14 protein-coding genes are annotated in these 18,964 nt (G+C 68.8%); 11 read left to right on the top strand and 3 right to left on the bottom strand.

The window, feature by feature from the left end; genetic code table 11:
• The first annotated feature begins 23 nt into the window (after positions 1-23).
• The 5 genes from ACWGO6_RS12210 (at position 24) to ACWGO6_RS12190 (ending at position 6,515) form a co-directional block, all read left to right on the top strand.
• Complete coding sequence (locus ACWGO6_RS12210) at positions 24-1,523, top strand: serine hydrolase domain-containing protein (RefSeq protein WP_452326835.1); 1,500 nt, start codon at positions 24-26, stop codon at positions 1,521-1,523.
• Positions 1,524-1,617: 94 nt separating this feature from the next.
• A complete protein-coding gene (locus tag ACWGO6_RS12205; RefSeq protein WP_452326834.1) occupies positions 1,618-3,231 on the top strand; it encodes an ABC transporter substrate-binding protein in 1,614 nt (537 codons plus the stop codon).
• A 25-nt stretch (positions 3,232-3,256) separates the two neighbouring features.
• Positions 3,257-4,204, top strand: coding sequence for an ABC transporter permease (locus ACWGO6_RS12200; RefSeq protein WP_136042099.1), 948 nt, complete (start codon positions 3,257-3,259; stop codon positions 4,202-4,204).
• Positions 4,201-5,013: an ABC transporter permease gene (locus ACWGO6_RS12195; RefSeq protein ID WP_452326833.1), complete on the top strand. Its 813-nt coding sequence runs from the start codon at positions 4,201-4,203 to the stop codon at positions 5,011-5,013. The genes ACWGO6_RS12200 and ACWGO6_RS12195 overlap by 4 nt, the downstream gene beginning before the upstream one ends.
• Entirely contained in the window at positions 5,010-6,515 is a 1,506-nt protein-coding gene (locus ACWGO6_RS12190) for an ATP-binding cassette domain-containing protein (RefSeq protein WP_452326832.1), read from the top strand. Before ACWGO6_RS12195 ends, ACWGO6_RS12190 begins: the two co-directional genes overlap by 4 nt.
• Here ACWGO6_RS12190 and ACWGO6_RS12185 read toward each other — a convergent pair.
• Positions 6,505-7,155 carry a pentapeptide repeat-containing protein gene (locus ACWGO6_RS12185; RefSeq protein WP_452326831.1) on the bottom strand — a complete coding sequence of 217 codons (651 nt, stop codon included), beginning with the start codon at positions 7,153-7,155 and terminating at the stop codon, positions 6,505-6,507. The two genes, ACWGO6_RS12190 and ACWGO6_RS12185, sit on opposite strands and share 11 nt — an antisense overlap.
• A gap of 631 nt (positions 7,156-7,786) precedes the next feature.
• On the opposite strand from ACWGO6_RS12185, the gene ACWGO6_RS12180 reads away from it, so the two are divergent.
• The 5 genes from ACWGO6_RS12180 to ndk all read left to right on the top strand — a co-directional run bounded on the left by ACWGO6_RS12180 (position 7,787) and on the right by ndk (position 14,324).
• Positions 7,787-8,305 carry an endonuclease domain-containing protein gene (locus ACWGO6_RS12180; protein WP_452326830.1) on the top strand — a complete coding sequence of 173 codons (519 nt, stop codon included), beginning with the start codon at positions 7,787-7,789 and terminating at the stop codon, positions 8,303-8,305.
• 431 nt (positions 8,306-8,736) lie between these two features.
• The gene (gene ileS / locus ACWGO6_RS12175; protein ID WP_452326829.1) at positions 8,737-12,147 is read left to right on the top strand and encodes an isoleucine--tRNA ligase; all 3,411 of its coding nucleotides are present in this window, start codon (positions 8,737-8,739) and stop codon (positions 12,145-12,147) included.
• Complete coding sequence (locus ACWGO6_RS12170) at positions 12,144-13,496, top strand: bifunctional folylpolyglutamate synthase/dihydrofolate synthase (protein WP_452326828.1); 1,353 nt, start codon at positions 12,144-12,146, stop codon at positions 13,494-13,496. Before ileS ends, ACWGO6_RS12170 begins: the two co-directional genes overlap by 4 nt.
• On the top strand, positions 13,493-13,906 hold the full coding sequence (locus tag ACWGO6_RS12165) for a DUF4233 domain-containing protein (protein ID WP_452326827.1): 414 nt from the start codon (positions 13,493-13,495) through the stop codon (positions 13,904-13,906). Before ACWGO6_RS12170 ends, ACWGO6_RS12165 begins: the two co-directional genes overlap by 4 nt.
• Position 13,907: 1 nt before the next feature.
• Positions 13,908-14,324, top strand: a complete 417-nt coding sequence (gene ndk / locus ACWGO6_RS12160; RefSeq protein ID WP_029261664.1) for a nucleoside-diphosphate kinase — start codon at positions 13,908-13,910, stop codon at positions 14,322-14,324.
• A gap of 724 nt (positions 14,325-15,048) precedes the next feature.
• Here ndk and ACWGO6_RS12155 read toward each other — a convergent pair.
• The gene (locus ACWGO6_RS12155) at positions 15,049-15,660 is read right to left on the bottom strand and encodes a vitamin K epoxide reductase family protein (RefSeq protein ID WP_136040499.1); all 612 of its coding nucleotides are present in this window, start codon (positions 15,658-15,660) and stop codon (positions 15,049-15,051) included.
• Between the two features lie 281 nt (positions 15,661-15,941).
• Between ACWGO6_RS12155 and ACWGO6_RS12150 the strand changes: the two genes are divergently transcribed.
• Positions 15,942-18,602, top strand: coding sequence for an Rne/Rng family ribonuclease (locus tag ACWGO6_RS12150; RefSeq protein WP_240744949.1), 2,661 nt, complete (start codon positions 15,942-15,944; stop codon positions 18,600-18,602).
• Here the strand turns inward: ACWGO6_RS12150 and ACWGO6_RS12145 are convergent.
• Positions 18,567-18,833: a DUF4031 domain-containing protein gene (locus ACWGO6_RS12145; protein WP_452326826.1), complete on the bottom strand. Its 267-nt coding sequence runs from the start codon at positions 18,831-18,833 to the stop codon at positions 18,567-18,569. The two genes, ACWGO6_RS12150 and ACWGO6_RS12145, sit on opposite strands and share 36 nt — an antisense overlap.
• Positions 18,834-18,964: the final 131 nt, after the last annotated feature.

The raw sequence follows: 18,964 nt of genomic DNA, 5'->3' as shown, positions 1-18,964 counted from the left end.
CCGCTCCGCTCGAGACACCGACGATGACCACACCGGCGGTGGATCGTGCCCTCCGGCGCGGGCTGGACGAGCGGGCCCGTCGGACCGCCCCGGCATCGATCGTCGCCCTGTGCGAGCGCGGGGAGGTGCGAGGCGTCCGCACCCACGGACACCCGCGCGCCGACGATGCGACGACGAGTCGGGACACCGTGTTCCGGATCGCCTCGATGTCGAAGAGCTTCCTCGCCGCGACAGCACTCGCGCTGCGCGACAGCGGTGCCCTCGATCTGCATGCCCCGATCACCGAGTATCTCCCCGCCGTGCGCGCCAGGCACCGGGGCTCTGATGCCGTGCTCACCGGAGACCTGCTGCTCTCCAACAGGTCGGGGCTCGGCGAGGACAACGCCTGGGTCGACCGCCACCTGGGGGACTCCCGCGCAGAGATCGCGGCGCTGTTCTCCGAGGGGATGCTGCTCGCCGCCGCGCCCGGAACCACGTACCAGTACTCCAATCTCGGGCAGTCGCTGGTCGGCGCGGCGGTCGAGGCCGTCACCGGACGCGCTGTCGAGGACGTGGTGCGGGAGACCCTGCTGGAGCCGCTGGGACTGACGAGCACCGCCCATTCGGCCGACGGCTACGCGCACGACACCCTCGCCGGCGGCTTCCGCACCTTCGACGACGGCGCGACCTTCCACCCCGAGCCCTACGTGCGCACCGGCGCCCTCGGCTGCATCGGAAGCATGTTCAGCACCGTGGACGACATCGCCACCTGGATGTGGTTCCTCGGTTCGGCCTTCACCGACGACCCACTCGCGCCGCACGTGCTGGCTCCCTCCTCGCGGATCGAGATGCAGCAGCCGCGAACGCCCATCGACGTGCCATCGGGGATGTTCGACGGACGCGACCTCGCCGGCGCCGGCTACGGGTACGGACTCTTCGTGGAGCAGGACCGGCGGTTCGGCCGCATCGTGCAGCACTCAGGGGGCCTTCCCGGCTTCTCCGCCCACATGCGCTGGCATGCGGCGACCGGCATCGGCGCGGTGGCGTTCGGGAACTCGGACGAGTTCGGTGCGCGGCGTGTGGCCGGTGCCGCACTGCAGGACGCGCTCGAGACGGCCGACGTGCCCTCGGCCGTGGTGCGGCCGTGGCCGGAGACCGTGACCGTGGCCCGGGCGATCGATGCCGCCATCCGACAGGGCCGATCCGCCGCCGAGTATCCGGGCCTGGCCGATCACGTCCTCGAGGATGTGCCGCCGGGCATCCGTGATTCCCGCCTTGCGGCGCACATCGCCACGATCGGCGGCATCCGCCCCGTTCAGAAGCCCTTCGCCGAGCGGCTGATCGCAGCCGCCACCGAGGCCGAGCTGCGCTGGCGGATCGCCGGAGAGAGCGCGGACCTGCGGGTGGAAGCGCGCCTGGTGGGTGTGCCCCGGCCTCGCGTGCAGAGCCTGAGTCTCGCCGTCATCGCACACGGCGAGACGCGGACGGAGGACGAGATCGCCGCGCCCTCCGACCGGCATCGCATCGTGTTCGACGGGGAGTGACGACCCCGAGAGCCGCAGGGGCACGCTTTTCGACCCAGTCCAAGAAATCGCCGTAGACTGGAGGCATCCCACCCCGTTCGTCCTGAGGATCGTCATGCCCGCAAACCCCGTGCGTCGTCTCCTGCCCTTCGCCGCGCTCGCCGCCGCCACCGCTCTGGTGCTGAGCGCCTGCGCTGCTCCTGGCTCCGAGGGGGAGAGCGACGGAGAGCTCGTCTGGTCCATCGAAGGCGCCAACCTGTCGGCGGGTCACATGGACCCGCAGATCAGCCAGCTCGACGTCTCGGGCATGGTGCAGCGGGCGGTGCTCGACTCGCTCGTCTTCCAGGAGAACGACGGCACGTTCACGCCCTGGCTCGCGAAGGAGTGGGAGGTGTCGCCCGACAGCACGGAGTACACGTTCACGCTCCGCGACGATGTGACCTTCACCGACGGCGAGAAGTTCGATGCGGCGGCGGTCAAGGCGAACTTCGATCGCATCGTCGACCCGAAGACGGCTTCGAAGCAGGCCGCGAGCATGCTCGGCGCGGCCTTCTACGAGGGGACCGAAGTCGTCGACGACTACACCGTGAAGGTGACGTTCACCCAGCCGTATGCCCCCTTCCTTCAGGCCGCGAGCACGCCGCAGCTCGGCTTCTACTCGCCCGCCGTGCTCGAGGAGTCGGCGGACAAGCTCAAGGCCGGCGGCCCCGACATCAACGTCGGCACCGGTCCGTTCGTGCTCGCCGAGTACACGCCCGACCAGGAGATCGTCTACACGCGAAACGACGACTACGCGTGGGGGCCGCACGACGAGAAGGCGCCGAAGTTCGAGACGCTCCGTGTGGAGATCCAGCCGGAGGCCTCCGTCCGTACCGGCGTCGTGACGAGCGGCGAGGCCGACCTCGCCAGCGACATCCCGCCGAATCTCGCGAAGGACCTCGGCGACGGCATCACCGTCGACTCGATCGAGTACCCGGGCCTGCCGTACTCGCTCTACCTGAACGAGAAGTACGGCGTGTTCGCCGATGAGAAGGTGCGTCAGGCGTTCGCCCGCGGCATCGACATCGACGCCGCGGTCGAGGAGATCTACTTCGGACAGTTCCCGCGTGCGTGGAGCATCCTCGGCTCGACCACCCCGGGTTATGACGCATCGCTCGAGGACAGCTGGCCGTTCGACCAGGATGCCGCGAACACCCTGCTCGATGAGGCCGGATGGACCGAGCGCGATGCCGACGGCATCCGCATGAAGGACGGCAAGCGCCTCTCGGTGCGCTGGATCGCCTGGACGCCCGTTCCCGACGACAACGCCGCCCTCGCCAACGCGATCCAGTCCGACCTCAAGGGGATCGGCTTCGAGGTGAAGCGCGAGGTGCTCGAACCGGGCGCCTACAACGAGCAGTACGAGCCGAAGACGTTCGACCTGACCGACTGGGGATTCTCCGGGGTTGATCCGGATCTGCTGCGCGCCCACCTGCACACCGACGGATTCCAGAACGCGTCTCAGGTGAGCGACCCTGAGATCGACGCGCTTCTGGAGCAGGCCGTCGGCAGCAGCGATCAGGACGAGCGCAACGAGCTGTACACGCAGGTGCAGCAGTGGAATGCCGAATACACCGCGATCGTGCCGCTGTACAGCCCGTCGGCGATCACCGCGGTCGGCGAGCGCATCGAGGGACTGCAGTACGACCTGTACGGTCGGCCGCTGTTCTACGATGTGACCGTCGGCTGATCCGCCGGCTGAGCGGAGGGCACGAGTGGTGAAGGCTGCTCTCGTCCGTATCGCCGGCCTCGCCGCATCCCTCGTCATCGTCCTGTGGGGTGCCGCCACCGTCGCGTTCCTCGCCTTCCGGGTGATCCCGGGCGATCCCGTGTCGGTGATGCTCGGACCCCAGGCGCAGGTCAGCGAGGCGGTCAAAGACGGGATCCGCGCGGACCTCGGGCTGGATCGGCCGCCGTTCGAGCAATACCTCGGCTTCATCGGGCAACTCGCCCGAGGCGACCTGGGGGAGTCGTACCAGCTGCGGATGCCGGTGTCCGAGGTCATCGGCCGACAGCTCGGTGCCACGGTGCAGCTCTCGGCCCTCGCGCTCCTCATCGCCCTGGTGCTGGCGCTCGCGGTCGCGGTGCTGGTGCGCGGTCAGGTGGCTCGTACCGTCGCTGCGGGCATCGAGCTCGTCGTGCTGTCGTCGCCCGTCTTCTGGATCGGGCTCATCCTGCTCAGCGTCTTCGCGTTCGGCCTCGGCTGGTTCCCGGTCTCCGGGGCGCGAAACCCGGCCACCCTCGTGCTCCCGGCGATCACCCTCGCCCTTCCGGTCGCGGCGCTGCTGAGCCAGGTACTGCGCGACGGCCTGATGCAGGCGGAGCGGATGCCGTTCGCGGAGACCGTCCGTGCGCGTGGGGCGAGCCCCTCGTGGTTCACGGTGCGGCACGGGTTGCGCCACGGTGCGGCCTCGGCCATCACGCTCGCCGCGTACCTCACGGGTTCCGTGCTGGGCGGCGCGGTGCTCGTCGAGACGGTCTTCGCCCGGCCGGGACTGGGCCGCGTCACGCTCGCCGCGATCAGCGACCGCGACCTTCCGGTCATCACCGGCATCATCCTCCTGAGCGCACTCGTGTTCGTCGTCGTGAACCTCGTCGTCGAGCTCGTGCATCCCCTGATCGATCCGCGCGTCGGAGCGGCCCGCTCCGGAGGCATCCGATGAAGCGCGCACAGCGTGTGCTGCTGTGGACGGCCGCGGCGGTGCTCGCCGTGATCGTCTTCGCCGCGCTCTTCCCCGGAGTCCTCGCGACCCACGATCCGCTGCAGACCGACGTCCGCTCTGCACTGCTCCCGCCGAGTGCCGACCATCTCTTCGGCACCGACCAGAGCGGTCGCGACGTGTACTCGCGTGTCGTCTACGGCGCAGGACGCTCGCTGGGGATCGGACTGCTCGCCACGGGGATCGCGCTCGCCGTTGGCCTCGTGATCGGTGCACTGGCCGGGGTCGCGCCGAGAGGGGTCGACGCCACGGTGATGCGGGTCAACGACGTGCTGATGGCATTTCCCGAGTTCCTCGTCGCTCTCGTCGTGGTCGCGGTGCTGGGACCCGGGCCGGTGAACATCGCGATCGCGGTGACGCTCGCAGCGGTTCCGGTGTACATCCGGCTCGCCCGTGTGCAGACGCAGACGCTGCGGGTCGCGGAGCACGTCGAAGCCGCACGCATCCTGGGTGTGCCGAGGGGGAAGGCGTTCTCGCGTCACGTCGTCCCCGGTGTGGTCGGGGCGCTCAGCGTGCTCGCCACGATCGGCATCGGCTCGAGCATCCTGGCCGCCGCGGGCCTCAGTTTCCTGGGTCTGGGTCCGTCCGAGCCGACGCCCGAATGGGGGCTGATGCTCGCCGGCGGACGCAATGTGCTCGGACAGGCGTGGTGGATCGCGGTCTTCCCCGGGATCGCGATCACCCTCACCGTCGTCTCGGCGACGGTGATCGGGCGCATCCTGCGGGCACGCGCAGATGGGCGGACGACGTGAGCGCGCTGGAGGTGCGGGGACTGCGGATCGCGTTCGGCGCAGACCCGGTGGTCGACGGCGTCGGATTCGCGGTCGAGCCGGGGGAGTGCGTCGCCATCGTCGGGGAGTCGGGCGCGGGGAAGACCCTCACCGCCCGGGCACTCCTCGGGCTCACGCCGTCGGATGCGACGGTGACGGTCGACACGCTCACCGTCGACGGGCGGAACGCGGCGACCCTCTCCGAGCACGGCTGGCGGAGTCTCCGGGGAGCTGGCATCGGCCTCGTCTCGCAGGACGCCCTCGTCTCGCTCGACCCGCTGCGCCGCATCGGTGCGGAGGTGGCGGAGCCGTTGCGCCTGCACCGCATCGTGCGCGGTCGTGCGGCGCTCGATGCCCGGGTGCGAGAACTGCTGCGACGGGTGTGGATGCCGGATGCCGAGCGTCGCGCCCGACAGTATGCGCACGAGCTCTCCGGGGGACTCCGACAGCGGGCGCTGATCGCCTCGGCGATCGCCGCGTCTCCCGTCGTGCTGGTGGCCGATGAGCCGACGACCGCGCTCGACGCCACCGTGCAGGCCCGGATCCTCGGTCTGCTGCGCGAGATCACGGATGCGGGGACGGCGCTCGTCTTCATCAGTCACGACTTCGCGGCCGTCCGGCGGCTCGCGGACCGGGTGCTGGTCATGAAGGCCGGGCGGGTGGTCGAATCCGGCACGGTGGTCGAGGTGCTGGAGAACCCGCAGCACGAGTACACGCGTCAGCTGATCGCGGCGACGATCCACGAACCCCGCACGGCTGTGCAGACGGAGTCGACGCCGGTGCTGGTCGTGGAGGGCCTCTCGAAGAGCTTCGACGCGGTGCCGGCGGTCACAGACGCCTCGTTCACCGTCTCGGCGGGGCACACGCTCGGCGTCGTGGGCGAGTCCGGATCGGGGAAGACCACGCTGGCACGGATGATCGTCGGCGTCGAGCAGCCCGACACCGGTTCGCTGCGCTGGATCGGCACGCCGCGGGTGCAGCTGGTGCATCAGAATCCGCTCGGTGCCTTCGACCCCCGATGGACGATCGGCCGCTCCCTGCGCGAGGCGCTCGAGGCCGCCGGTGTGCCACGGAGCAGAAGGGCCGAGCGGGTGTCCGAGCTGCTGGTCGAGGTCGGCCTCTCGACCGAGCTCGCGGACCGTCGCCCCCGTGCGCTCTCCGGCGGACAGCGGCAGCGTGCGGCGATCGCCCGGGCGCTCGCGGCTGATCCCGAGGTGCTGGTCCTCGACGAACCTGTTTCGGCGCTGGATCCCTCGGTCCGGGAGCGGGTGCTGCAGCTGCTGGCCCGACTGCAGCGCGAACGGCAGCTGACGATGATCCTCGTCTCGCACGACCTCGACGTGGTCGGAGCCGTCGCCGACGAGGTTCTCGTCATGCAGGATGGCCGGATCGTGGAGCAGGGAGTGACCGTCGACGTGTTCGCAGCGCCGCAGCATCCGTTCACTCAGGAGCTGCTGGAGGCGAGCGGTCCCGTCAGTCCTTGATCTGGATGCCCAGTCCCGCCGCGATCACGGGCGCCAGCTGCTGCACCTGGAATGACGAGAGCGTCGTCCCGCGGAGGCTGTTGGCATCGAGGTAGGTCATCGCGTCGAGGCCGCGCAGATCGACGTCTTTCGCGCGCATGCCCCGCGGGTCGACCTCATCGCTGGTCGTGGCGGTGAACCGGACGCGGGTGAGTTCGGCTTGCGGCATGTCGATCGTGCGGATCGCGCAGCCGGATATCTCGAGGTCGGTCACGTTCGCGGCGCCCAGGTTGAGGTAATCGATCCGCATATCGCGCAGCTCGAGCTCGGAGATGCGCGCCTCGCTGAGGTCGAGCGTGCCGATGCGGCCACCGCTGATCCGCATCCGCCGCACGCCGGCGTCGCGCATACGCAGAGAGGCGATGCGTGCCCCGGACATCTCGACGTCGACCACAGTCGCTCCCGTGAGATCGACGGCCTCCGCATCGGCGGACACGGTGCACTGCTCGAGCGTCGCGTAGGCGAGGTCGACGGCGCCGTGGAGATCGAGGCTCGCGGCGATGATGTCGGCGCTGCGGGCGGGAGTCGCGGGCTCGAACTCGCGGGGGAGATCGGGACCGCTGATGCGGGGCGGTGCGGGGGACTCTGTCGTGCGGGCCATGCCTCGAGGCTATGGCCTGCCGCGGACACCCGTCGCAGGCGGCGCGCGCAGCGCCGCGCCGCGCCGGGCCGGGCCGCGCTGGGCCGGGCAGGACGCGCAGGGCAGGGGACGGGTGCTTCCGCGAGCTGCGGGTTACTGCGGCCTTCTGCACCTCCCGCGGCCGAACTTCCCGAATCTGGCCGCGGGAGACGCAGAAGGCCGCACCAGCTGCGCGCGCACCTCTCGTGCACAGGTGCCGAGCGCGGCTCGTTGTCCACGGGCACGGATCGCGCGGCAGCCACCGGGGCGGAGCGGCCCCCACACTGGACGGGTGCGGCGAACGGCGGAGGTACTTGCGGCGAGAATCACTGACCTCGGCGGTATCGTGCGATCCGCTCGCGTCGCTGATCTCGGGTTCGGCAGGACGGCAGTGGATGCTGCACTCAGAGCCGGCGCCATCATCCGCCCCCGCCGCGGTTGGCTCGCCTCGCCCGCGGCCGATCCCCTCCTCCTGGAGGCAGCCCGGCATGGCGTGATACTCACCTGCCGGACGCAGGCCGGCCGCCTCGGTCTCTGGGTGCATGATGCGTCCGGCCTCCCGCACGTCGCCGTCGGGACGAACGCATCGAGTCGACGGGGACTCCGCGCGAAGGTGCACTGGGGCACGCCGCCCGTCCCGCGTCACCCCGACGCGTTTGTCGATCCGGTCGAGAATGTGCTGGCGCATATCGCGGAGTGTGAGCCGTTCGAACAGGCGCTCGCCACGTGGGAGTCCGCGATGAACCGATCCCTCGTGACGATCGAGGAACTCCGTCGGCTCCCATGGCGGCCAACCGCGCGTCGAATACTCGCCACCGCCGCGCCCTTCTCAGATGCGGGGCTGGAAACATACATCCGCGAGCGGCTCCGCTGGCTCCGGGTGCCGGTGCGAGCTCAGATCTGGATCGCCGGGCATCGCGTCGATGCTCTGATCGGCAGCCGCCTCATACTCCAGATCGACGGTGCTCATCATGTCGGTGCCCAGCGCAGCGAAGACATCCGGCACGACGCGGTGCTGAAGCTCAGGGGTTACCACGTCATCCGGGTCTCGTACTCTCAGATGATGTTCGAGTGGCACATGGTGCAGGACCTGGTGATGCGCGCCGTGGCGCAGGGGCTGCACGAGGCTTGAGCCCCCGGCACTCACGTGTTTCGCCGCAGTCACGTCCCCCGAGTCGCGGTTGCCTCGGCCATACGCTCTTCCGTCGGCCGTTTCCGTCGAGTCCGGCCGCAGCAACCGCGAAAGGCCGCAGCAAGCGCAGGACCGCAGCGACTGCAGTTCCTGTCCGCGGACGCGCAGGCGCAGCGCAGGCGCAGCGCAGGCGCCGCGCAGGCGCAGGACCCGCGTACACTGGAGGGACGAGCATCGATCCGGCATCACCGGGGAGCTCTCGGAAGAACGGTGTGTCCCTCGGGAGGCGCTCAGTAGAACCGAGCGGGGCAGGCCCGTCACAGCCGCAGTGAGAGTGGTCGCGTCGCAAGGCGTGGCACGCGAGGTGGTACCGCGGTCCGCGAGGGTCGTCCTCGCAGGAGCATCCGCCACGACGACCACTGCGAGACACGATGACCTACCCCCGTTCCTCCTTCGGCCCCGCCGCCGACCCTTCGACGAGCTCAGGGACCCACGTCGCGCCCAGCCCCCGCTTCCCGCAGATCGAGGAGGAGGTGCTCGCGTTCTGGAAGGACGACGACACCTTCCGCGCCTCGATCGAGCAGCGCGAAGGCTCTCCGGAGTGGGTGTTCTACGACGGCCCGCCGTTCGCGAACGGCCTGCCGCACTACGGCCACCTGCTCACCGGATACGCCAAGGACGTGTTCCCGCGGTTCCAGACCATGACCGGCCACAAGGTCGACCGCGTCTTCGGTTGGGACACGCACGGCCTCCCCGCGGAGCTCGAGGCGATGAAGCAGCTCGGCATCACCGAGAAGGCCGAGATCGAGCAGATGGGCATCGACGTCTTCAACGAGAAGGCGAAGAGCTCCGTGCTCGCCTACACGCACGAGTGGCAGGACTACGTCACCCGCCAGGCGCGCTGGGTGGACTTCGACCGCGGCTACAAGACGCTCGACCTGGGGTACATGGAGAGCGTGCTCTGGGCGTTCAAGACGCTGTACGACAAGGGGCTCGCCTACGAGGGCTACCGCGTGCTGCCGTACTGCTGGCGCGACGAGACCCCGCTCAGCGCGCACGAGCTGCGCATGGACGACGACGTGTACCAGATGCGTCAGGACCCCTCGGTCACCGTCACCTTCCCGCTGACCGGAGCCAAGGCCGAGTCCCTCGGACTCACGGGGGTGCGCGCCCTCGCCTGGACCACGACGCCCTGGACGCTGCCGACCAACGTCGCGCTCGCCGTGGGGCCTGCGATCGAGTACGTCGTGCTGCCTGCCGGCCCCCTCGGCGCCGCAGACGTGCACCAGACACCCGGAACCACGGATGCCGCGATCGAGTCGTCCGCGCACCGCTACCTGCTCGCCCGCGAGCTCGTCGGCGGCTACGCCAAGGACCTCGGGTACGAGAGCGCGGAGGACGCGCTCGCCGCGGTCGACGCCACGGTCCGCGGCGCCGAGCTGCAGGACGTCACCTACGACCGCCTGTTCGACTACTACGCGGACACCGAGACGTACGGCACCGAGAATGCCTGGCGCATCCTCGTGGACGACTACGTCACCGTCAGCGACGGCACCGGCATCGTCCACCAGGCCCCGGCCTACGGTGAAGACGACCAGCGGGTCGCGGGCGCTGCCGGCATCCCCACGATCCTGTCTCTCGACGACGGCGGGAAGTTCCTCGCGAACGTCACCGATGTGGCGGGCCAGCTGTGGATGGACGCGAACACCCCGCTGGTGCGCCTGATCCGCGAGAACGGCCGCCTGATCCGACTGCAGAGCTACGAGCACTCGTACCCGCACTGCTGGCGCTGCCGGAACCCGCTGATCTACAAGGCCGTATCGAGCTGGTTCATCCGCGTGACGGACATCAAGGACGACATGCTCGCCAACAACGAGCAGATCACCTGGGTGCCGGAGAACGTCAAGCACGGCCAGTTCGGCAAGTGGCTCGAGGGCGCACGCGACTGGTCGATCAGCCGCAACCGCTACTGGGGCTCGCCCATCCCGATCTGGAAGAGCGACGACCCGGAGTACCCGCGCGTCGACGCCTACGGCTCGCTCGAAGACCTGGAGCGCGACTTCGGCACGCTGCCGCGCAACCCCGAGGGTGAGATCGATCTGCACCGCCCGTACATCGACGACCTGACGCGCCCGAACCCCGACGACCCCACCGGCAAGAGCACGATGCGCCGGATCGAAGACGTCTTCGACGTGTGGTTCGACTCGGGTTCGATGCCCTACGCCCAGGTGCACTACCCGTTCGAGAACCAGGAGTGGTTCGACTCGCATGCACCGGCGGACTTCATCGTCGAGTACATCGGCCAGACCCGTGGCTGGTTCTACGTCATGCACGTGCTGTCGACCGCGCTGTTCGACCGCCCGGCGTTCACGGGTGTCAGCTGCCACGGCATCGTGCTGGGCAGTGATGGCTACAAGATGTCGAAGTCCCTGCGTAACTACCCGGACGTCTCGGAGGTGCTCGACCGCGACGGCTCCGACGCCATGCGCTGGTTCCTGATGTCGAGCTCCGTGCTGCGCGGGGGAAACCTCGCGGTGACCGAGGAGGGGATCCGCTCCGGCGTCCGCGAGTTCCTGCTGCCGCTGTGGAACTCCTGGTACTTCTTCGCCACCTATGCGAACGCGTCCGGTGTGGACGGCTACGAGGCCGAATGGCGCACGGATTCCACGGATGTGCTCGACCGCTACATCCTGGCGCGCCTGGGCGACCTCGTACGCGAGGTGCGTGCCGATCTGGAAGGCCTCGACTCGACCACGGCATCGGCGCGGCTGCGCGACTTCGCCGAGGTGCTGACGAACTGGTACATCCGCCGCTCGCGCGACCGCTTCTGGGTCGGCGTGACGGAGGACCCGAAGAGCCGCGAGGCGTTTGACACGCTCTACACGGTGCTCGAGACGCTCACCCGCGTCGCGGCGCCGCTCGTGCCGCTGATCAGCGAGCGCGTGTGGCAGGGCCTCACGGGTGGGCGCAGCGTGCACCTGACGGACTGGCCGGACGACGCGCAGTTCCCCGCCGCCGACGAGATCCGCGACGCGATGGATGCCGTGCGAGAGCTCTCGAGTGTCGGAAACGCGCTGCGCAAGAAGGAGAAGCTGCGCGTGCGACTCCCGCTGGCGCGTCTGACCGTCGTGTCGCCGCTGGCCGGAACGCTGGGGCAGTTCGAGGACATCCTTCGCGAAGAGCTCAACGTGAAGTCGGTCGAGCTCGTGCCGCTGACCGGCACCACCGCGGTGGACTACGGCATCGCGCACCGCCTGAGCGTCAATGCTCGCGCGGCTGGTCCGCGTCTGGGCAAGGACGTGCAGAAGGCGATCCAGGCCGCGCGCTCGGGGGACTGGAGCGAGGTCGACGGTGTCGTGACCGCGGGCGGCATCGTCCTGGAACCAGCCGAGTACGAGCTCGTGCTGGAGACCACCGGGCGTCCGGAGGGCGAAGCTCTCGCGATCGTCCCGACCGGCGGCTTCATGCTTCTCGACACCAGGACGACTCCCGAGCTCGAAGCCGAGGGGCTCGCACGCGACGTGATCCGCGCTGTGCAGGAGACCCGCAAGAACGCCGACTTCGACGTCAGCGACCGCATCCAGCTGGTTCTGCGGTTCCAGGACGATGCGGACACCCAGGCTGTCGTCTCCGCCTTCGACCTCGCGGGCATCGCGGCGGAGACGCTGGCCGAGGAATACTTCGTGATCGATGCGCAGGGCGATTCGATCTTCGGGCACGGAACCGTCCTCGCCGCTGCCGGAGGAGTGACACCCGAATTCTCCGCGGTCATCCCCGCCGGCACATATGCGAACGCCGGCGAATTCACGATCGCCGTCACCAGGATCGGAGCAGGAGCATGAACGACCGCGAGCGGGCGGACGCCGTCTACGAGGCACTGCTGAGTCGTGCGGGAGAGCGCTGGGTGCAGCCGCGCAAGGAGCGCACCGCGCGCATCCTCGCCTTCCTCGACGACCCGCAGCGCACCTACCGCGTCATCCACATCACGGGCACGAACGGCAAGACCTCGACGGCTCGGATGATCGAGAGCCTGCTGCGCGCACACGATCTGCGGACGGGGCTGTTCACCAGTCCGCACCTGGAGCGCTTCACCGAGCGCATCATGATCGACGGCGAGCCGATCTCCGACGAGGCGATCGCCGACGCGTGGGACGAGATCGAGCCGTTCGTCGACATCGTCGACGCGGAGTTCGAGGCCGCAGGAGATGCGCCGCTGACGTTCTTCGAGCTGCTCACGGTCCTCGCCTTCGTCGCCGTGGCGGATGCGCCGGTCGATGTGCTGGTGCTCGAGGTCGGGATGGGCGGGGAGTGGGACTCCACGAACACCGCGAACGGCGACGTCGCGGTGTTCGCGCCGATCGACATCGACCACGCGGATCGGCTCGGCGACACGATCGCCGAGATCGCAGAGGTCAAAGCGGGCATCATCAAGGAGGGTGCCGCGGTGGTGTCCGCCCAGCAGCCTCCCGAGGCGGCCGAGGTGCTGCGGCGCGTGGCGGCGGAGCGCAACGCGACGATCGCCTTCGAGGGCGAGGAGTTCGGCATCACGGAGCAGAAGCTCGCCGTCGGTGGCCAACTGCTCACGATCCGCGGGCTGGCGGGGGAGTACGCCGAGGAGTACCTGCCGCTCTACGGAGCGCACCAGGGGCACAACGCCGCACTCGCGGTGGCCGCCGTCGAGTCGCTCATCGGCGGGGGGACCCAGGCGATCGCGGGCGACATCATCTCCGACGGGCTCCAGGGCACGACTTCTCCTGGGCGCCTGCAGCTGCTCGGCATCGCGCCGACCGTGATCGTCGATGCCGCGCACAATCCGCACGGCGCGGCCGCTCTCGCCCAGGCGCTCGATGACAGCTTCGACTTCGACGAGTGGGGTCTCGTGCTCGGCGTGCTCGCTGACAAGGATGCCGCAGGCATCGTCGGTCGGCTCGCGCCCGGGGTCGCGCACGTCTTCGCGACGGCGCCCGACTCGGATCGCGCGAGCGACGCCGATACGATCGCCGATCTGGTCGAGCAGACCGGTCAGCGTGCGACTGTGCACCATTCGCTCGCCGACGCCTCCGATGCGGCGCGCGAGTGGGCGGCCGCATCCGACCGTCGCGCCGTCGTGATCGCCGGCTCGGTCGTGCTCGCGGGAGAGGCGATCGCCCTCGCCGAGGAAGAGGACTGGAAGTCGGGGTGGCGCGCGTGAGTGCCGATGCTGCGCCCGCGCGCCGACCGCGGCCGCCGCGGACCCTCGTGCAGAAGCTCGCACCCATCGTCCTCGGGTTCGAGGCGATCGTGGTGTTCCTCGTCGGGCTCACGATCTTCGGCCTGCGCCAGCTCCCCGCCGGTGTCGAACCGTGGTGGGGGATCGTCGGCGGCGGAGTCCTCGCGCTCGCCTGCATCGCCATCGCCGGAATGATCACGAAGCCCTGGGCCATCCCGGCCGGGTGGGTCGTCCAGGCGATCGTGGCCCTGTCGGCGTTCTTCGTCCCGGCCATCCTGCTCGTCGTCCTGATTTTCGGCGGGATGTGGGCGTATGCGACCATCGGAGGGGCCCGACTGGACGCACGACGCCCCGCCGAGCCCACGACCGAGACTCAGACAGAGAGTGAATGACATGGCCACCGAAGAAACCCTCGTCCTCGTCAAGCCCGATGGCGTCGCCCGCGGCCTCACCGGCACGATCCTCGCCCGCATCGAGGCGAAGGGGTATGCCCTCGTCGACATCCGCCTCGTCGAGCCCGACCGCGATCTGCTCGCCGAGCACTACGCCGAACACGAGGGAAAGCCGTTCTACGAGCCGCTGCTCGAGTTCATGCTCTCGGGGCCGTCGGTCGCCATCCGTCTGGCAGGTAACCGTGTGATCGAGGGGTTCCGCTCCCTCGCCGGCACGACCGATCCGACCACGGCGGCACCCGGCACGATCCGCGGCGACTTCGGCCGCGACTGGGGCCTCAAGGTGCAGCAGAACCTCGTGCACGGCTCGGACAGCCCCGAGTCGGCCGCGCGCGAGCTCGGCATCTGGTTCGACTGAGACCCGTACGCGAAAAGGCCCGTCCACTGAGAAGTGGGCGGGCCTTGGTCGCCTCTGGACGGGGGCCGAGTCAGACGGAGGTTCATCGTCTTCGGCAGCCTCGCCTGGTCGGATACTCGCGGGTGAGGAAACCGGGTTACGCAACATCCTTCTTGATGACGATGTCGCGAGCGACGACCGTTGCACCGTTCTTCAGCGTGATGCGCCAGTTGATCTGTGTCGCCCCCTTCGGTATCGCGATGTAGCTCGTGGTCTGGAATTTGACCCTCCCGAGTTGCTTACGTAGCGAACCCCCGAGATGCCAGTGAAGCTGTACTCGACGGTGACTCCATAGCCGCCTGCCTTGAGGTCCTTGACCTGGAACCGATTGGCGCTCGTGTCATAGTTGGCGCTTGCGGCCGAGGAGCCGTTGAAGTTGAAAGTCTGGGATGTGTTCGCGGACGCAGCTTCAGCACTGAGTACGCTCGCTGCAACAAGGAACGCTGCGGCAGCGACGGCACCGACTCTTATCTTCTTTTTCATGTCACCCTCCGATCGAATGCAACAAAGCCGAAACGTAACATGTTAGAGGTCTTAATGTCTACGGTGATTCCGTAGGCCCATTCGCAGGTGCGGTTCGCGGGCACGGTTGGAGGCGGAACACGGCCCATGAGGTTTAGCTATCGGGTGACAGCGGGTGGGAAGTATAGAGACATCGAGGAGTCAGTCAGCTGACGCGCCTGGCTCAGAAGAGAATCTTGGCTATCTCGCCGAGGAAATCGAGCCCCTGTAGCTGCGCGAGGAAGATGACCAGCGCGTAGGCGACGATGGTCGCCAGCGGCACCCACGGCATCAACTTGTCCGCACGAGCCTGCACCTTCTCGTTGCTCGTGAACGCGCCGATGCGCGTCAGGTGGATCATCGTCGCGAAGAAGGTGGGGATTGTGACGGCCCAGGTGACCATGCACCACGGGCAGAGCACCAGGAGCTCGTACAGGCTCTGGCCGATCAGCCAGATAACGAAGCCGAACGCGAATGTGATGCCGGCGCCGAACGTAAGCCAGAACCAGCGCGGGAAACGGGCGCCGGCGAGGATCGCGACGCCGACCACCAGCGGAGCCATCCACCCTGTGAGTCCGAGGATCGGGTTCGGAAAGCCGAAAATCGATCCCTGATACGACTGCAGATTGGTGCTGCATTGGAGGAAGGGGCTGAGATCGCAGGAGAGCGCCTCCCCGGGATTCTCCAGCAGCGCGAACTTCTCGACCGTGAGCTGGAAGGCGGCGAACCAGCCGACCACGCTCGCGAAGATCAACCAGACGGCGTAGACGACGGGGCGGGTGCGCTGCTCGCTCATAGGGGGATTATCCCAACGACTGCTATGGATGTGGCGAGAACAGGCCGGACAAAACGCGCTGGTCACGCCGGGATGCCGTGAACGGAGCCACTTGGTGCGATAATGGCCTGTGACACGATGAACGGCCTTGCCGCGACACGTGTCGACGCAGACTTCGGGGCCCCATGCCCCACGCGATCAGAGCCATGAGCCGGTCGCACACCGAGTGAGTTCGCGGAACCCGCGGGTACCGCATGAGATTTCACGGAGCAGCAGTGCTCCGTGCAGGGAGCAAGCCAGAGATGGCCGATGAGAACAATGACAACAACGCACCTACCCTCGACTCCCCGGCTGACGCCGCGGAACCGCTGACGGAGCCCACGGCTCCCGAGGTGCACGATCCGCAGGGATCGACGAACGAGGACGACACCGCGGCGGATGTGGCGGATGCTGCGGCCGACGCCGCTGCCGACGACGTTGCCGCTGGCTACGCCGCCGCGGAGGACGCCGCTGCGGCCGCTGACGATGCTGCGGCCGGTGCCGCCGCAGATGCCGCTGCGGAGGACGAGGCTGCCGCCGTGATCGCGGCTGAGGCCGAGGTCGCAGCAGAGTCCGAGGTCGCCGAAGACGCTTCCGCGGAGAACGGCGAAGCCGACGCTCCCTCGGATGCCGACGTCGAGGCCATGTCCGAGGCGATCGTCGAGGAGAGCGCTGTGCGCGAGGCGCCGGCTGAGGAAGCGCAGGTGGTGGAGGCCTCTACCGAGGAGCCCGCAGACCAGGGCGATGCTGCCACCGAGGCGCCCGCTGAGGAGAAGACCCCGGCTGCCCCCGAGGCTCCGGCCGCAGTGACCGCTGTGTCGCTCGGCCTGCTGCCCGAGGTCTTCGTGTCGCAGGTCTCCACGCAACTGCACTTCTACGCGCCCGAGGTCATCCCGCTGCCCGCGCGACCCGACCGTGGCGAGCGCATCTTCGACCGCATCGCCGAGCGCGAGCCGCAGGACGAGTCATCGGGTCGGGGCCGCGGTCGCGGTCGCCGCCGTGGCGGATCCGACGGAGACGACCAGCGCGAAGAGCCGCGTCAGCGCCAGCGCGTCGTCGAGTACATCACCGAGCCGAAGGCCATCAAGGGCTCCACCCGGCTCGAGGCGAAGAAGCAGCGCCGCCGCGACGGACGCGACGCAGGTCGTCGCCGTCCCGTCGTCACCGAGGCGGAGTTCCTCGCGCGTCGCGAGTCGGTCGACCGCAAGATGGTCGTCCGCTCCAAGAACGGTCGCACGCAGATCGGCGTCCTCGAGGACGGTGTTCTCGTCGAGCACTACGTCGCCCGCAACCAGGACGCATCACTGATCGGCAACGTGTACCTCGGCCGCGTCCAGAACGTGCTGCCGAGCATGGAGGCCGCGTTCGTCGACATCGGCCGCGGCCGCAACGCCGTGCTGTACTCCGGCGAGGTCGACTGGGACGGCGTCGAGACCGGGAACCAGCCGCGACGCATCGAGCTCGCGCTCAAGCCCGGCGACCGCGTGCTCGTGCAGGTCACCAAGGATCCGGTCGGACACAAGGGTGCGCGCCTCACGAGCCAGATCTCCCTTCCCGGCCGCTACCTGGTCTACGTGCCAGGCGGCTCGATGAACGGCATCAGCCGCAAGCTGCCCGACAACGAGCGTGCGCGACTCAAGCGGATCCTCAAGGAGGTCCTCCCCGAGTCCTCCGGCGTGATCGTGCGCACGGCTGCCGAGGGCGCGACCGAGGACCAGCTCACGCGCGATGTGCAGCGTCTCACCGCGCAGTGGGAGCACGTCCAGAAGCAGGTCGAGAGCCAGCAGGCGCCGGCCCTCCTGCACGCGGAGCCCGATCTGCTCGTCAAGATCGTCCGTGACGTCTTCAACGAGGACTTCACCAAGATGCTCATCCAGGGCGAGGATGCCCAGCAGACCATCCGCGCCTACCTCGAGAGCGTGGCACCCGACCTGCTCGAGCGCGTCGAGGCATACGAGGACGAGACCGACCCGTTCGACGCGTTCCGCATCACGGAGCAGATCGAGAAGGCGCTCGACCGCAAGGTCTGGCTCCCCTCGGGTGGTTCGCTCGTGATCGACCGCACCGAGGCGATGACCGTCGTCGACGTCAACACCGGCAAGTTCGTCGGTTCGGGCGGAAACCTCGAAGAGACGGTCACCAAGAACAACCTCGAGGCGGCCGAGGAGATCGTCCGCCAGCTGCGCTTGCGCGACATCGGCGGCATCATCGTCGTCGACTTCATCGACATGGTGCTCGAGTCCAACCGCGATCTCGTGCTCCGCCGTCTGATCGAGTGCCTGAGCCGCGACCGGACGAAGCACCAGGTCGCCGAGGTCACCTCGCTCGGTCTCGTGCAGATGACCCGCAAGAAGCTCGGACTCGGACTTCTCGAGACTTTCAGCGAGGCGTGCGAGGTCTGTGCCGGGCGAGGTGTCATCGTGCATCACGATCCGGTCGTCAAGCACCGCTCCAGCAACAGCGGCAACAACAGCAACGGCAACGGTCAGAGCGGTCGTCGCCAGCGGGGCGGCAACGGCAACAACGGTGGGAACGGGCAGAACCAGAATGCGCCCGCCGCGCCGAACGTCACCCACAGCATCACCGAGGGCGCGAAGTCGGCACTGGCTCAGATCGCCGCCTCCACGATCGTCCCGGCCGCAGAAGGCACTGCAGAGGCGGAGACCGCTCCGGCAGCGACCGAGGCGCCGACGGCTGCCGAGCGACCCAAGAAGGCTCGCAAGAAGCGCGGCGGCGATCGCTCGGCTCCGAAGTCGCCCGCCGAGCAGCTGCTCGACTCGGTGCTCGACGCCCTTCCGGAGCCGAAGGCTCCGGGTCAGGGACGAGGCCGTCGTCGGGTCAGCACGGCCGCCCTCACCGGCACACCCGTCTCGGTGAACAACGAGCCGTCAGCGCCGGTCGCGGCCGCGGACTCGGAGTCCTGAGGCGATCAGTCGGCGCACCAGCTCCTTGCCCCTGACGGGGTGGGCGCCGGCGACGACGAGCCGGGGGATCATCTCCTCCGGCACGTCGTAATGGTCGAGGTCGAACGCGCGCGCCGGCACGTCGTTCGCTCTCGCGAAAGCGTGCAGCTCGTCCAGGCTCTCGTCGCTGACCAGATGCGCCCACAGGCGTCCATGGGCGGGCCAGAGGGGGTCGTCGACGAGTACGGTCACCTCGTCAGCCTACGACCGCTCCGGCGGGGTCGGCCGCGGAGCGACACGCGGGGGTGCGGGAGCGGCTTCGCTTTGCGACACCGACCCGCATCCGGTAAAGTAGTCCCTTGGTGCGTATGCCGCGTCGTCCT

This window comes from Microbacterium sp. NPDC055665, from assembly GCF_053618035.1.
The sequence above is the reverse complement of the archived record's forward strand: the minus strand, read 5'-3'. Positions and strand labels throughout refer to the sequence as shown.